The sequence below is a fragment of the Candidatus Dormiibacterota bacterium genome (assembly GCA_035635555.1).
GTDB lineage: Bacteria > Acidobacteriota > Polarisedimenticolia > Gp22-AA2 > Gp22-AA2 > Gp22-AA3.
The window spans coordinates 42,204-57,802 of sequence record DASQAT010000041.1 but is presented as its reverse complement, the minus strand read 5'-3'; the positions used below and the strand labels follow the sequence as shown (position 1 = coordinate 57,802).

The window sequence follows — 15,599 nt, the reverse complement described above, 5'->3', positions numbered from 1 at the left end:
CCCGTCAAAACGCCGTACGGAGAGGACATTCCCGACCCCTGATCACCCCGGTCATCGAAACTTCGGAATCACACTAAAGCAATGAGGTTCAACAATTTGAACAGTCGGGTGCGATTCCATCGAGAGCACCCTCCACTGTCGGCACGAGGATTGCTTATTCAAGTCCCGTCAGTCGTGTCAACGACCGAACTCATACAGGAATCGAAATGCTGAACGCTGAGATTTGCTCCGGCAGCCGGTGCCCTAAACCTCAGTTCCCCTCGATCCTTTTCTCCTTTCCCCCCTCGTTCGTAGATGGCAGAGAGCTCGGCGACACCGGCTGCCGGGGGCAAAACGGCGCGGAGGCCGACGTTCTGGATTTCATCACCGAGCCGATGGACACACGCGGCTCCGACAGGAGTTTTCGATGCTGAAGAGCGCGCCGGGACCGAGGACTTACCGCGAGATCGATCCAGCGGGCGTGGTGGCGGCCGCGGGCGGGGGGGCGGTCGTGTGGGCGCGGCAGGGGACGATCGAAACCGAGCGGGGCGACCTGTTCGGCGCGCTTCGGTGTTTTCAGCGCTCGCTGGAGACGGACATCGACTGCATCGAGGCCTGGATGGGTCTGTCCGAAGTCTTCGATCGGATGCATGATCGGAAACGGGCCGATGCGTGCCTCGAGGTCGCCCGACGGATCCGCTGCCGCGAGGTTCGCGAGGCCACGGCCTGAGGCCGCCCGGCCGCGCGTTTCTTGACAGTCCAGTACTCCTCTGCTAGCATCACCTACCCGACACACCTTCCCGGTCACCCCATCTCCCAGAAGCGGGAGCGCAATGGCAGAGGCGAAGAGCTACCGCAACTTCATCGACGGCGAATGGGTCGAATCCGCCGGCCGGGACGTGTTCGAGGACAGGAACCCCGCGGACCGCGGCGAAGTGGTCGGCACCTTCCAGAGTTCCGCCCCGGCCGACGTCGACAGCGCCGTCGAATCGGCCCGCCGCGCCATCCGCCGCTGGCGGCAGGTACCGGCGCCGAAGCGGGCGGAGTACCTGTTCCGCATGGGAGAGATCCTCCTGAAACGCAAGGAGGAATACGCGCGCGAGATGACGCGGGAGATGGGCAAGCCGCTCCGGGAGGCGCGCGGCGACGTGCAGGAGGCGATCGATGTCTGCTACCACGTCGCCGGGGAAGGACGACGTCTCTTCGGCTACACCACCCCCTCCGAGCTGCCGAACAAGTCCTGCTACTCCCTGCGCATGCCGATCGGAGCCTGCGGCCTGATCACGCCGTGGAATTTCCCGATCGCCATACCATCCTGGAAGCTGATCCCGGCGCTCGTGTGCGGCAACACGGTCGTGATCAAGCCGGCGAGCGAGTCCCCCCTGTCCTGCTATCACCTGGTCAAGGTCTGCCAGGAGGTCGGCATCCCGCGCGGCGTCGTGAACTACGTGACCGGCGGCGGAGAGTCGGCCGGCACACCGCTGACGCGCCACCCCGGGGTGTCGCTGATCTCCTTCACCGGGTCGTCCGAGACGGGGCGGCAGGTGAGCCTGGCGTGCGCCGAGACCTTCAAGCGCGTGTCGCTCGAAATGGGGGGCAAGAACGCCATGATCGTCATGGACGACGCGCGGCTCGACCTCGCGGTCGAGGGGGCCCTCTGGGGCGCATTCGCCACCACCGGTCAGCGCTGCACGGCCACGAGCCGGATCATCGTGCACAAGAAGGTCCACAAGGAATTCGTCGACAGACTGGTCGAGCGCGCCTCGGCCCTCAAGGTCGGGGACGGCCTGGACGAGTCGGTGGACGTGGGGCCGGTCATCAGCGAGGCGCAGCTCAAGAAGGTCATGGACTACGTCCAGATCGGGCGCGACGAGGGGGCCGACCCGGTGCTGGGCGGGGTGCGTCTGACGAAGAACGAGTACGGCCGGGGGTTCTTCTTTCCCCCGACGATCTTCACCGGCGTGACCCGCGGCATGCGGATCGCCAAGGAGGAGATCTTCGGTCCCGTCGTCTGCGTCCTGGCCGCCGACGGCCTGGACGATGCCCTCGAGATCGCCAACGATTCGCTGTACGGCTTGTCGTCCTCGATCTACACTCAGGACGTGAACCAGGCCTTCGTGGCGGTGCGTGAGCTCGAGACCGGAATCACCTACGTCAACTCGTCGACGATCGGGGCCGAGACCCACCTGCCGTTCGGGGGGATGCGCCGCAGCGGCAACGGCCACCGCGAGGGGGCGGCGCACACGGCGATCGACATCTTCTCCGAGTGGAAGACCGTGTACGTGGACTACTCCGGCAAGCTGCAGAAGGCCCAGATCGACAACAACTGAGAGGCGGCGCAGCCGTGCCGCCGCGGCAGACCGAGGCTTCGGGATGCAGGTCGGAGTTCCGAAGGAAATCAAGGACCACGAATACCGGGTCAGCCTGGTCCCCGCGGGAGTCCGGGCCCTCGTCCAGGCGGGCCACACCGTCCTGGTCCAGGACGGCGCGGGCATCGGGAGCGGTATCGACAACGCCGCCTACCAGGCGGCCGGCGCCGTCATCGTCACCGATGCTCCCGCCGTCTTCCGTCGCGCCGACCTCATCCTCAAGGTCAAGGAGCCCCAGGAAGGGGAGATCGCGATGCTCCGCAAGGGGCAGGTGCTGTTCACCTATCTGCACCTGGCTCCGCAGCCGCGCCTGACGCGGGCGCTCCTCGACGCGGGGGTGACCGCCGTCGCCTACGAGACGATCACGGACGCCCACGGCGGTCTGCCGCTGCTGACGCCGATGAGCGAGGTGGCCGGGCGCATGTCGATCCAGGTCGGCGCCTTCTATCTCCAGAAAACGCTCGGGGGACGCGGCATCATCCTGGGCGGCGTGCCGGGCGTGCCGCCGGGAGACGTCGTGATTCTCGGTGGCGGCACCGTCGGCATCAACGCGGCGATGATGGCGCTGGGTCTCGGCGCCCGGGTGTCGATCGTCGACCGGTCGCTCGAGCGCCTGCGCTACCTGGACGAGATCTTCCACGGGCAGGTCGTCACCATCTACTCGACGGGGGCCTACATCGCCGAGTCGGTGCGCCGGGCCGACCTTCTGATCGGCGCGGTCCTGATCCCGGGCGCCTCGGCCCCCCGCCTGGTCAGCCGCGACATGGTCGGCACGATGAAGAAGGGGTCGGTGATCGTGGACGTGGCGGTGGACCAGGGCGGCTGCATGGAAACCACGCGGCCGACCACGCACTCGCAGCCGACCTACGACGTGGACGGGGTCACGCACTACTGCGTCGCCAACATGCCGGGGGCGGTGCCCCGGACCTCGACCTTCGCTCTCACCAACGCCACGCTGCCCTACGTGATGAAGATCGCCGAAAGGGGCTTCCGTGACGCCGCGCGCGAGGACGTCACGCTGCGGGCCGGCGTCAACACCCACGATGGCAAGGTCACGTACGAAGCCGTGGCGCGCTCGCAGGACCTGGCCTACATCCCGCTGGACCGCCTTCTCTGAGGATCGGTGTCAATCGTAGTGGATGGGGACGACCACGGCGGGGCGTCCGTCCACCCCGAAGTGTGTCGGCGCCTGGGTCACGGTGGCCGGCGTCGGCGTGGCCTCGAGCTCGCCTCTGACTTCTTTGCGGGTGGCGCGGTCCATGTCGAGCTTCACCTGAAGCTCCTGTCCTTCGAGATGGACCACGAGCTCCTTCCCGCCATCCAGGAGCTCGACCTCGCCCTGCCCCTCGCTCACCACGTGCACGAGCGCGTCGCCGTCGATCCCCAGCTCGAGATCGTCGTTGACCGGGAACTTCTGCAAATAATAAGGGAGTGAGATGCGGAAATGCTCGACCGCCGAGCACGCCTTCGCCGGCTCGGTCCCCTCCAGGAACGCCTCGAGGAAGGTCACCGGGCAGGCCGACTCGACGGTCGCGCGCAGCCCCGTGCGGCGGTCGATCGGCACGTAGACGATGTTGGCCGGCCGCGGGAACGATTCCTCGGGCTTTCCCTTCAGTGCCTCCTTCATGAATCCGATCCAGATCGGCAGCGCGGCGCGCGCCCCGGTCTCCCCCTCGCCGAGCGACTTCTTCTGATCGAACCCGACCCAGACTCCGGCGACGACCGAGGGGCTGAAGCCGACGAACCAGGCGTCGGCCAGGTCGTCGGTGGTGCCGGTCTTGCCGGCAACCGGGCGGTTCAGCTCGCGCGCCGCCTGCGCGCCGGTGCCGCTCTCGGTCACGCCCTCCAGCAGATAGGTCATCAGGTACGCGATGTCGGCGCGCAGCACCTCGATCACGTTCGGCTTAGCCTCCTCGCGCATCTTCCCCTCGCGGTCGGCCACGTAACGGATGAAGTGGGGCTCGACTCGCACACCCTGGTTCGGGAAGATCGAGTAGGCGGTGGTCAGATCGATCAGCGACACCTCCATCGTGCCGAGCGCCATGGACGGGTAGGGGCGCAGGGGACTCGTGATCCCCATCTTGCGCGCCGTCTCGATGGTGCGCGAGTAGCCGACCTGGTTCAGGAGCTTCACCGCCACGATGTTGCGCGATTCCTCCATCGCCTCCCGCAGCGTCGTCACGCCGTAGTATTTGCGGTAGTAGTTGGAGGGCTGGTATTCATCGCCCGTGGCAGGGTCCTGGAACACCGTCGGCTCGTCGAAGATCGTGTCCGCCAGGGTCTGGCCGGTGTCCAGCGCCGTCGTGTACACGAACGGCTTGAAGGCCGAACCGGCCTGCCGGTACGACTGCATCGATCGATCGAACTCGCTGCGGTTGAAGTCGTACCCGCCGACCAGCGCCTTGATCTCTCCGCTCGACGGGTCGATCGCCAGGAGCGCCCCCTCGACCAGCGGCTCCTGGTCGAGCTTGACCTTGAGCTCCTTCTTCGACCCGTCGATCGAAAGGATCAGGAACGGCGCGACGTCGCCGACCTTCAGGACCTGGTTCGGAATCGTCTTCTGGGTCCAGTCGATCCCTTCCGGTCCGAAGTGGGCCGTGTACTCGCCCAGCCGGACCGTCGCTGTCTTGCGCGTGACCTCCGTCACGACACCCCCACGCAGCTTGCCGACGATCGGGTCTTTCCCCCAGGTCGGATGGATGTAGGTCGCGAGATCGCCGCCGTTCTTCAGGACGTTCTCCTTGATCGGACGGAACCCCTGCCGCTTGTCGAGCGTCCGCAGTCCCTCGAAGACCGCCTTGTTGGCCGCCTTCTGCATGACGGGGTCGAGCGTCGTGTGGACCTCGAGCCCCTCCTGGTACAGCATCACCTCGCCGTACTTGGAGTCGAGATAGCGCCTCACCTCCTCGACGAAGTAGGGGGCGATGTTCTCCTCTTCCGGAAGCTTGACTACCGCCACCGGCGTCGCGATCGCCTGGTCCGCGACATCGCGCGCCAGCTTGTTCTCCTCGACCATGCGGTTGAGCACATGGTCGCGGCGCACGCGCGCCTTGTCGGGGGCCCGGAACGGGGAGAAGGTTTCGGGGCGCTGCACCAGCCCGGCGAGAAGCGCGGCTTCAGGCAGCGACGTCCCCTTCGCCGGTTTGCCGAAGTAGTACTGCGACGCCGCTTCGATACCGTAGCGGCCGTGCCCCATGTAGACCTGGTTGCAGTAGAAGCCGAGGATTTCCTGCTTGGTGAACGCCTTCTCGATCTGCACCGCCAGTACCATCTCCTGGAGCTTCCGGCGGACTGTCTTCTCCGGCTTCAGGAACAGCGAGCGGGCCAGCTGCTGCGTGATGGTGCTCCCCCCCTGCGCCTTCCGGAGGTGGATGATGTCCGTTATGATGGCGCGCGCGATCCCCCACGGGTCGATGCCGACGTGCTCGTAGAAATGAGAGTCCTCGGTCGAGACGAGGGCCTCGAGAAACTCCTTGGGAATCTGGTCGAGCCCGACGACGATGCGTTTCTCGGCCCCGAACTGGAACAGAACCTGCCCGTCGGCGCTGTAGATGGTGGTCACGACGGGCGGCTTCCAGTCCTGCAGCCCCTTGACCTCGGGTATGTCGAAGGTCAGGAAGTACCCAAGGATCGAGCCGCCACCGGCGGCGACCAGCAGCGCGCCGAGGGCAATCAGGAGGATGTTCTTGGGCTTCCGCCAGAAGGGGACCCGGGGTGGAGGGCCGGCCGGTGGACCGGGCGGAGGACTGGCCGGCGGGAGGGCGGAAGGGCCGCCGGGACCCGCGGCTCTCGGGGGGGGAGTCGGGAGGGCTCGATTCTCTGTCGTCAAGGGTCCTCTCGCCGCCGGCGGGGCGGCCTAAGTGATTATACAGGAAAAGGTTCCGGCCTTCCCCCTGTCGATAGTGATCCCCGCGTTGAACGAGGCACAGGCCCTCGAGGGTGTCCTCGCAAGCCTCGAAAATCAGGGCGCGGACCCGCCCTTCGAAGTGCTCCTGGTGGACGGGGGTAGCACCGACGCCACCATCCCCCGGTTCAAGGAGCTCACCCGGGCCTGGCCGGCGCCTGACCTTGTTGCCCGGTGGATCACCTGCCCGCGACCGGGCCGGGCCGCCCAGATGAATATGGGGGCGGCGGCCGCCGGCGGCAAGGCGCTCCTGTTCCTGCATGCCGACACCCGGCTGCCGAGCGGCGCCACGCGCGCCGTCGTCCGGACGCTGGCGGATCCGGCCGTCGCCGGGGGAGGATTCCGGCATTCATTCGATTCACGTGGAGCGTTGCTGCGCCTGATTTCGATCTGGGCGACCGCGCGCTCGCGTCTGACCGGTGTCCATCTCGGCGATCAGGCGGCGTTCGTCGGCCGCGCCACATTCGAAGCGATCGGCGGCTTCCCGGAGGTCCCGCTGTTCGAGGATCTGTTTCTTGCGCGCCGGCTCAAGAAGGCGGGTCGGATCGTCACACTGCCGCTCACCGTCGAGACTTCGGCGCGGCGTCTCCTCGCGGGCGGCGTCCTGCGCACCGGCCTGCAGTTCGCCTGGCTGAGGATACGGCTCGGATTGGGTGCGGACGCGAAGAAACTGCGATCGTCGTATCCGGATGTTCGTTGAAAGAGTTGGCGCGAGGTGTTCATCGACCGGGAGGCTCCTCGTCGGCTCCGAACAGAGGCGCGAGATGCCCGCCGATCCAGGCATAGCCGGCTCGACCCCCGGCAGTATCAGCAAGGATGCGAATCCGTACCGCCCCATTCGCCCCAAAGGCGATGGATCCCTCCCTCTGGGCCAGCCAATCGCCCTCGAGGGGACGAGGCCCGATGAAGTGAGAGAAGGGACCCTCCCGGACGCGGAGAACGACTTCCGCGTAGGGAGGAGGCCGGCGGATGGAGACCGGTGCAGGACCATCGAGGAAATCGGAGTCGGGCGTCGGGTAGGAAACGTACGCCAAACATCTCACCGGTACAGGACGGCCTCCCGAGAGACGCACCGCGGCTTGGAGATCGCCGGCCACCGAGCCGCCATGAACGCGGAACGGCGCGTTGGCGATCACGATCTCCCGGGTCCGGCCGTCGAGACTCGCGTGAAGCAGATCGCCGACGAGGCGGCGACTGGCGATGGCCGCGTCCTGCCAGGCGGTCCACTGCACGAGGCACCCCCAAGCCCATCCCGCGACGAGGAGAGAGAACAGGAGGACACTCCACCGGCCGCGCGCGGCCCGGACGAGCGTGGCCAGGGAGAGCGACGCTGCCGCGACCGGCAGGAACAGGTACCGCTCCTGGAACCCCACGACGCCGGGCAGGAGGAGGACCCCGAAGATCGCTGCGGCCGCCAGCGCCGCGGGAGGTATGCGCTCCGCCCGCAGCCGCACGAGGAGCAGCAGCAGGGCAAGAACGCACAGCGCCAGAGCTCCGTAAAGCACGGGGCGGGCCGCCAGGACTTCCACGTGCACCGGAAGTATGGAAGCCACCCCCAGCCCGAGCCAGTTCTTCGCCCATCCCGGTCCGAAGCCCTCCTTGAGCGTCCTGCCGGCCCCCCCCAGGACCCACGGGCGGAACAGGAGGAAGTGCGCGCAGGCAACGAGCATGAGCGTCGCATACCCCCGCCACCACTCGCCCCTGCCCGGTCGTCGTGCCGGGTCCACGAGCCCGACCAGCAGAACGAACAGGGGGAGCGTGACCGCACTCTCCTTGGCCAGAAGGGAAGCCTCGAACGACAGGAGCGCCAGGAGTGGCAGACCCGAAGCCTTCACTCTCCAGCGATCGTAGGAAAGAGCGGCGAGAAGGAACGCCACGGCGTAGACCGGGTCGCTGCGGGCTGCGATCCAGGCGGCGTTCTCGACATGGTAGGGGTGCAGCGCGAAGATTGAGCCGGTCGCCAGGGCGAGCGGGACGTCGCCCGTGTACCTCCGGGCGAGGATCACGACCAGCGCCGCGGTTGCCGCGATCCAGAGCAGGTTGGTCAAGTGGAACAGCGACGGTGAAAGGCCGCCGATGCGGCGATCGAGCCAGAGCGTCGTCATGTAGAGCGGACGAAAATCGCCGAACGGGGTGCGGGCGACCGGGCAACGCCCAACGGCCTCGATCTGCGCCCAGTCGTCAGAAAGAAACGGCAGCCAGAGGCCCGGCATGGACGCCAGCACGGCCAGAAATGCGGCGGTCCAGGGAGCGCGCTCCAGGAACCAAGCCTCGACGCGGCCTTTACGGCGCCTCAGCGGCATGGACGAATCGTATACTCCCGCCCCGACGGAGGGTACGATATCAGTGATCCCCAGAGAGTCGTCTGCGCGCATCCCTTCAGCATGGGAACAGGCCTATCCGCGTGCGGTGCGGCTGGCGCCGGGAGGAATGCTCGTCCCCTCTGGAACGCTCCGTACTTTGCTCAGAAAGAGCGGCCGGCTCGAGGTGGTCTACACCGGGTTTGCGCTCGAGCCCCGCGTCCGGGACGGCCAGTCCCTCGTCGTCGACGCCCGTCGCGTCCCGGAATCGGGCGACCTCGCGCTGTGCGATATCGAGGGCTGGGGTGACGTCAGAAGGATACTGCGGCGTGCTTCCGACGGAACATGCCTGACCGCGCTCGATCCTTATCCCCCAGGACGGGAGCTCCTTCCGGCCGGGCGCGTGATGGCCACGGTGACCGAACGCCGGAGAGCTCCGGGCGTGGTCTCGTCGGTCAGCGCGATGACCTTCCCCGCGTGGTCGCGCTGGGCGGCGCTGCATTACTGGTTCAGAAAAATCATCGAGGCGCCAGATTTCAAGGAAGATGCTGTCGATTCCGTGAAGAGGAAGTACGCCTCCCAGGTGCAAAACTACACGGACATGCTCGTCTTTCCGCAGGACGACGAACTGCGCACCATCGTGCGACAGACGGTCCAGGCGGGCGGACCGATCCTGATCGCCGGCGCGGGGGCGGGAGGTGAAGTGATTCGTTTCGCCAGGGAGGGATACCGAGTGACCGGCGTCGACTATCTGAAGGAGATGGTGAACGCGGCGGAGAAGAACGCGAGAGCCGCTGGCGTCGATGTCGAGCTCCTGTGCGCGGACATGTCTGACCTGGATTTGAGAGATCGAAGGTTCGGCTGCGCCTACATCACGCCTCTGGTCTATTCGTTCGTTCCCGGTCGCGCCCGCCGTGTGCAGAGTCTGCGTCGTCTCGGAACGTGCCTGGTCGAAGACGGCGCGGTCATCTTCAGCGCCTATCTCCTTTCGAATCCGACCAAATGGCTTCAAACCTTCCTGGCGTGGGCCCGGCACAAAGGACTGGGCCGGAGTCCGGAGTTCGGGGATTGGTTCACCTGGTTCCTGCGGGCGGACGGTTCGCTGGGCAAGTCCTTCACGCACCTTTTCGCGACAGCGAGCGTGGTCTCCGAAGCCCGCGAGGCCGGGTTTCGCGAGTGCAGGAAGGTGGGCGGCTACTTCATCGCCAGGCGCTTTACGCCCGGGCGTCGATAGCCGGCCAGAAGTCCTCGTCCTTGCTGAAGTGCAGGTATCCGAACCGCGCATCTGAAACCAGCGACCGGACCCGGTCGATGAGGTGGGGATACCGCGGCATCTGATCGACTACGAAAGGGAGGTTACCGAGCAGATCCGCGAAGCACCCTCCATCGTCCGGCCGCACCTCGCCTGCCTTGTCCTTGCGGAGGCGATAGAAGGCGGCCACCGGATAGGTGCCGACGACGGGAGCACCGTGCCTGTAGGTCCCGCGAAACGGGCCTCCGGCGGCGACCAGTCCCTCGGGCTTCCGCAACACGAGCGTCAGGTCGTCGCTGATCACTTCGCCCTCGGTGTTCATGGCCGCGAGGGTCGACTTACCAGCACCGGACGGACCGTAGAAGATGTAGGCCCTTCCCCGCCGGACGATGCTCGCGCCGTGCAGGAAGAAACCCTCGGCGTCCAAGGTGAGCCAGGCGACGCTGCTCCGGAGAAAATTCTCCAGGGCGCGCGGCGGCGGGTCGAGCTCACCGGTCGCGAGGGCCAGTGCCCCCTCGCGTCGCCCAACGTCGATCCAGGAGGCCAGCCGGTAGGAGACCGTGCGGAATACTCCGTCTTCGAGGGCGGTGTGCATCCGGTAGACCTCCTCCCATGCCCCCTGCCGGTAACCGGGACGGACGAAGTACTCCACGGGGGCCTCGTACATGCGCAGGCGGAGCGGCCTCCCGGCGCCGGTCGGCGGGCCGATGAAAGGGGCATACACGACCGACATGCGATCGGCCAGCGGCCCGGGCAGCCCTTCGAACTCGACAGCAATCCCGGAGATATCGATGCGGGCGGCGCGCGCGCCGGCGGGACGTGTCCAGGCGCGGAACTCTTCTACGTGTGGCGGTGAAACTGAAGCGGCTCCACTCACATCGATCCCCGCGAAGGCGCTATCCTATCATCGGAATCGGGCGGCAGGCTCGCCGCCCGGGAGGAGGCAAGTGGCGGGTCTGTTCAAACTGACGACCGAGTTCCAGCCGAAGGGAGACCAGCCGGAGGCGATCAGGAAGCTCGCCAAGGGGCTCGTCTCCGGCACGAAGCACCAGGTGCTTCTCGGCGTGACCGGCAGCGGCAAGACCTTCACCATGGCGAAGGTCATCGAGGCAATCGAGAGGCCGACCCTCATCCTATCGCACAACAAGACGCTGGCGGCCCAGCTCTACCAGGAGTTCCGCCGCTTCTTCCCCGAGAACGCTGTCGAATACTTCGTGTCGTACTACGATTACTACCAGCCGGAGGCCTACGTACCGCAGAGCGACACCTACATCGAGAAAGAATCGACGATCAACGACGAGATCGATCGGATGCGGCACTCGGCCACGCGATCCCTGTTCGAACGGCGCGACGTCGTGATCGTCGCCTCGGTCTCGTGCATCTACGGCCTGGGGTCTCCCGAGGCGTACCACGGCATGATGCTCATGCTCGAGCCGGGGACCGAGATCGACCGGGACGCCATGCTGCGCAAGCTGGTCGAGATCCAGTATGAGCGCACCACCTTCGACCTGGAGCGCGGCAAGTTCCGCGTGCGCGGCGACGTGGTCGAGATCTTCCCGTCCTACGACGAAACCGCCGTGCGGGTCGAGCTGTTCGGCGATCAGATCGAGGCGATCTCCCAGATCGATCCTCTGCGCGGCACCGTCATCAAGAAGATGCATCGCATCCCGATCTACCCGAACTCCCATTACGTCACCCCGCGCGAGCGGCTGCTCGTCGCCATCGAGAACATCAAGACCGAGCTGCAGGAGAGGCTGGCGGAGCTGGAGAAGGAGGGAAAGCTCCTTGAGGCGCAGCGCTTGCACCAGAGGACGATGTTCGATCTCGAGATGATCAAGGAGGTCGGCTACTGCTCGGGGATCGAGAACTATTCGCGCCACCTCACCGGCCGCCGCCGCGGCGAGCCCCCGCCGACGCTCCTCGATTACCTGCCCAAGGATCATCTGATGATCATCGACGAGAGCCACGTGAGCGTCCCGCAGCTGCGCGGCATGTACTGGGGGGACCGTTCGCGCAAGGAGACGCTGGTCGGGTACGGCTTCCGCCTACCCTCGGCGCTCGACAACCGGCCGCTGCGCTTCGAGGAGTTCGAGGAGCGTGTCGGCCAGCGGCTCTACGTCTCGGCCACCCCGGGCCCCTACGAGCTGGAGCAGGCGAAGGGGGAGGTCGTCGAGCAGGTCATCCGGCCGACCGGCCTGATGGATCCGGTGATCGAGGTCCGTCCGGTGCGAAACCAGGTGGACGATCTCCTGCACGAGATCCGGCAGCGCGTCGAGAAGGGGGAGCGCGTCCTCGTCACCACGCTCACCAAGAGGATGGCCGAGGAGCTGACCCGCTACTACAGCGATCTGGGCGTGCGCGTCGAGTACCTGCACTCCGAAATCGACACCCTGCAGCGGGTCCACATCCTCAGGAATCTCCGGAAGGGGGAGTTCGACGTCCTGGTCGGCGTCAACCTCCTGCGCGAGGGTCTCGACCTGCCGGAGGTGTCGCTCGTGGCGATTCTCGACGCCGACAAGGAAGGGTACCTGCGCTCGGCCGGCTCGCTCATCCAGACCTGCGGCCGCGCCGCCCGCAACGTCAACGGCAGGGTCCTGATGTACGCCGACAGGACGACCGACTCGATGCGCGCCGCTCTCGACGAGACCAGCCGCCGGCGCGCCATCCAGGGGGCCTACAACCAGGAGAACGGCATCACCCCCGAGACGATCGTCAAGGCGATCGACGACGTCCTCGGGAGCGTCTACGAGGCCGACTACCTCAAGGTGCCGCTGGAGCAGGAGAAGGGGGAGGAGGTCGGCCGCCGTCCGGAGGAGATCGAGGCGGAGATCGGCCGCCTGCAGTCCGAAATGAGGGCGGCCGCCGAGAAGATGCGCTTCGAGGAGGCGGCGGCGTACCGCGACCGCATCAAATACCTGAAGAAGATCCTGGTCGTGGCCGGCGCCTGAGCCGATGGATCCAGAGGCCCCCGCACGCCTGAAGCTCGACGACCTGCCCGACGTACCCGGCGTGTACCTGTACCGCGACCGCGCCGGACGCGTCATCTACGTAGGGAAGGCGCGCTCGCTCAAGAGCCGCGTCCGATCGTACTTTCAGGGATCGAGCGCCGGCCAGGCCCCCAAGACCGACGCCCTCCTGGACGAGATCCACGACCTCGAGTACATCGTCACGCGCACCGAGGTCGAGGCGTTGATCCTCGAGAACAATCTCATCAAGAAGAACCGGCCGCGCTTCAACATCCGCCTGCGGGACGACAAGAACTTCCCGTACCTCAAGATGACGACGACCGAGCGCTTCCCGCGCGTCGTCCTGGTCCGCCGGGCGCGGCTCGACGGCAACGCCTACTTCGGGCCGTACGTGCCGGCCTCGACCGCCCGCCGCTCCATCCAGATGGTGGCGCGGCAGTTCAAGGTCGCGACCTGCTACCTCGAGGACATGGACGGCACGCGGCCGCGCCCCTGTCTCCTTTATCAGCTCAACCAGTGCCTGGGGCCGTGCGCCTCGCTGGTCGACGACCAGGAATACGGCCAGGCGGTGAACGATGCGCGGCTCTTCCTCGAGGGTCGCAACAAGGACCTCGTGAAGAGCCTCAAGGAGAAGATGCAGAAGGCGGCCGAGGACGAGCGCTTCGAGGCGGCGGCCCACTACCGGGACCTCGTGAAGGGGCTGGAGGCCTCGTCCGACAGGCAGCGCATCTCCTCGGTCGGCCTGGAGGAGGAGGACTACGTCGCCTTTCACCGCGAAGGGGAAATCGCCTCCGTGCAGGTGTTCCAGATGCGCGACGGGCAGGTGCAGGCGCGGCGGGAGTTCTCGTTCGAAGGGATTCGCGAGGAGGACGCCGAGTTCCTGGGCTCCTGCCTGACGCGCTACTACGAGAGCGTCGACTTCATCCCCGAGACCATCTGCGTGCCGATGGCACCCGCGTCGCGCGATGTCCTCGAGGAGTGGCTGTCCGAGAGGAAAGGCTCGAAGGTCGCCGTCCTCGTCCCGCAGCGCGGCCCGCGACGCAGGCTCCTGGAGACGGCGGCGAAAAACGCCCGTATCTCGTTCGAGGCGATGTTCCGCGCTCCGCACACGCACGGCGTCGAGATCCTCGAAGGGCTCCAGGAGGCGCTGGGACTGGACGAGCCACCGCACCGCATCGAGTGCTTCGACATCTCGCACATCCAGGGGAGCGACCAGGTGGCGTCGCTGGTCGTCTGGGAGGCGGGGCGTCCGAAACGGACCGATTTCCGGCGCTTCAGGATCAAGACCCTCGAGGGGAGCGACGACTTCGCCGCCATGGCCGAGGTCGTCGGCCGGCGCTACACTCGCCTCCTGAAGGAGGGGAAGCCGCTGCCCGATCTGGTGCTGATCGACGGCGGCAAGGGGCAGCTGTCGTCGGCCGTCGCGGTCCTCGACCGGCTGGGGGTCGGCCACGTGCAGGTCGCCGCGATAGCCAAGCGCGAGGAGGAGGTCTTTCTGGACGGCAGGAGGGAGTCGGTTCGCATCCCGCACGACTCTCCCATCCTGCACCTGATCCAGAGAATCCGCGACGAGGCGCACCGGTTCGCCGTGACCTACCATCGCAAGGTGCGCTCCAGGCGCACCCTGACCAGCGAGCTCCAGGAGATCGAGGGGGTCGGCCCGCGGCGCTCCCGCCTCCTCCTGCGCCGTTTCGGTTCGGTGCAGGGGATCAGGGAGGCGCCGCTCGAGGCGCTCGCCGAGGAAGTCGGCCGCGAACTCGCGGACAGGATCAAGACGCGCCTGTCGCCTGTGATATAGTCGCCGACGATGGCAAAGAACGGTGCCGTCAAGACCCTCCTCGGACTCCTCCTCGTCATCGCTCTTCTTGTCGGCGGCGCGTACGCCCTGCTCTACGGTGTCACGCATCCGCCCCGGGAGAAAACGCAGCTCGATCCGGCGGACCTCCTCCTGCGCGCCGAGGACGTGACCTTCCACGCCGCGGACGGGGTGCTGCTGTCGGGCTGGCTGGTCAAGGGAACGCCGCGCGCCCCGGTCATCGTCCTGTGCCACGACCTCGGGGGGTCGCGCTCGGCGCTGCTCAACTCGGCCGTATCGTTGAATCGCGCCGGCTACGCGCTCCTGGTGTTCGATTTTCGCGGCCACGGTTTGAGCATGGGTTCGGGCGGGTACCTCGGTGTGGACGAGAAGAGCGACATCCTGGGGGCGATCGCGTTTCTCAAGTCACGCTCCGACGTCGATGGGTCCAGGGTGGGTCTGTGGGGGATCGGCATGGGGGCTTACGCCGGGACGCTCGCGGCGATCGACAGTCCGGAGATCGTGGCGCTGGCCCTCGACTCCCTGTATCCCGACGTGACGTCCCAGCTGGAGCGGCTGGTGCGGGCCCGGATCCCTCCGCCCCTCTCCTTCGTCATGCCGGTGCTGCACCAGATCTACAGGCCGTATCTGGCTCTGCGCCCCCCCGGCAACACATCGCTTTCGACATCGCTCGGCGCCCTGAGCGGAAGGAACGTCCTGCTCATCGTCGCGATCGATTCGCCCGAACGCTACAACGAGGAGAAGGCCCTGTATGCGGCCCTGCCGGAGGGTCCGCAAGGTGGGAAGAGCCTCCTCGAGCTGAAGGCCTCCGTGGTGACAGGGCTGTACGCCGAGGACAAGAAGACCTACGACCAGGCGATCGTCCGGTTCTTCACCACGAACCTGCCGAAGAATGGCGGAGCAAAGCCGCCGGCCAAGAAGGGGCTTCAGGTTCTGGAGCGTTGAGGAGTCCTGCCCGCCACATCCCTGTATAATAATGATACGGGCGCGATTTCATAACCGTATCCCCCGAG

General features: G+C 66.7%; 11 protein-coding genes. 8 read left to right on the top strand and 3 right to left on the bottom strand.

Features of this window, described 5'->3' with window-relative positions; all coding sequences use genetic code 11:
• The first annotated feature begins 406 nt into the window (after window positions 1-406).
• The 3 genes from VEW47_11555 (at window position 407) to ald (ending at window position 3,465) form a co-directional block, all read left to right on the top strand.
• On the top strand, window positions 407-709 hold the full coding sequence (locus VEW47_11555) for a hypothetical protein (protein HYS05817.1): 303 nt from the start codon (window positions 407-409) through the stop codon (window positions 707-709).
• Between the two features lie 103 nt (window positions 710-812).
• Window positions 813-2,309 carry an aldehyde dehydrogenase family protein gene (locus VEW47_11550; GenBank protein ID HYS05816.1) on the top strand — a complete coding sequence of 499 codons (1,497 nt, stop codon included), beginning with the start codon at window positions 813-815 and terminating at the stop codon, window positions 2,307-2,309.
• A 43-nt stretch (window positions 2,310-2,352) separates the two neighbouring features.
• The gene (gene ald, locus VEW47_11545; protein HYS05815.1) at window positions 2,353-3,465 is read left to right on the top strand and encodes an alanine dehydrogenase; all 1,113 of its coding nucleotides are present in this window, start codon (window positions 2,353-2,355) and stop codon (window positions 3,463-3,465) included.
• 9 nt (window positions 3,466-3,474) lie between these two features.
• Here ald and VEW47_11540 read toward each other — a convergent pair whose 3' ends face one another.
• Window positions 3,475-6,177, bottom strand: coding sequence for a PBP1A family penicillin-binding protein (locus VEW47_11540; GenBank protein HYS05814.1), 2,703 nt, complete (start codon window positions 6,175-6,177; stop codon window positions 3,475-3,477).
• Window positions 6,178-6,208: 31 nt separating this feature from the next.
• On the opposite strand from VEW47_11540, the gene VEW47_11535 reads away from it, so the two are divergent.
• Window positions 6,209-6,952, top strand: a complete 744-nt coding sequence (locus tag VEW47_11535) for a TIGR04283 family arsenosugar biosynthesis glycosyltransferase (GenBank protein ID HYS05813.1) — start codon at window positions 6,209-6,211, stop codon at window positions 6,950-6,952.
• 19 nt (window positions 6,953-6,971) lie between these two features.
• Here the strand turns inward: VEW47_11535 and VEW47_11530 are convergent, their stop codons facing one another.
• Window positions 6,972-8,555 carry a hypothetical protein gene (locus VEW47_11530; GenBank protein ID HYS05812.1) on the bottom strand — a complete coding sequence of 528 codons (1,584 nt, stop codon included), beginning with the start codon at window positions 8,553-8,555 and terminating at the stop codon, window positions 6,972-6,974.
• A 157-nt stretch (window positions 8,556-8,712) separates the two neighbouring features.
• Here VEW47_11530 and VEW47_11525 point away from each other — a divergent pair, with 157 nt between their 5' ends.
• The gene (locus VEW47_11525; protein ID HYS05811.1) at window positions 8,713-9,786 is read left to right on the top strand and encodes a methyltransferase domain-containing protein; all 1,074 of its coding nucleotides are present in this window, start codon (window positions 8,713-8,715) and stop codon (window positions 9,784-9,786) included.
• Here VEW47_11525 and VEW47_11520 read toward each other — a convergent pair.
• Complete coding sequence (locus tag VEW47_11520) at window positions 9,767-10,681, bottom strand: hypothetical protein (protein HYS05810.1); 915 nt, start codon at window positions 10,679-10,681, stop codon at window positions 9,767-9,769. The genes VEW47_11525 and VEW47_11520 overlap by 20 nt on opposite strands.
• A gap of 70 nt (window positions 10,682-10,751) precedes the next feature.
• Here VEW47_11520 and uvrB point away from each other — a divergent pair, with 70 nt between their 5' ends.
• From uvrB to VEW47_11505, 3 genes are read left to right on the top strand one after another with little or no spacing between them, the layout of a single operon-like run.
• A complete protein-coding gene (gene uvrB, locus VEW47_11515; GenBank protein HYS05809.1) occupies window positions 10,752-12,752 on the top strand; it encodes an excinuclease ABC subunit UvrB in 2,001 nt (666 codons plus the stop codon).
• 4 nt (window positions 12,753-12,756) lie between these two features.
• Window positions 12,757-14,568 carry an excinuclease ABC subunit UvrC gene (gene uvrC, locus VEW47_11510; protein HYS05808.1) on the top strand — a complete coding sequence of 604 codons (1,812 nt, stop codon included), beginning with the start codon at window positions 12,757-12,759 and terminating at the stop codon, window positions 14,566-14,568.
• A gap of 9 nt (window positions 14,569-14,577) precedes the next feature.
• The gene (locus VEW47_11505) at window positions 14,578-15,531 is read left to right on the top strand and encodes an alpha/beta fold hydrolase (GenBank protein HYS05807.1); all 954 of its coding nucleotides are present in this window, start codon (window positions 14,578-14,580) and stop codon (window positions 15,529-15,531) included.
• Window positions 15,532-15,599: the final 68 nt, after the last annotated feature.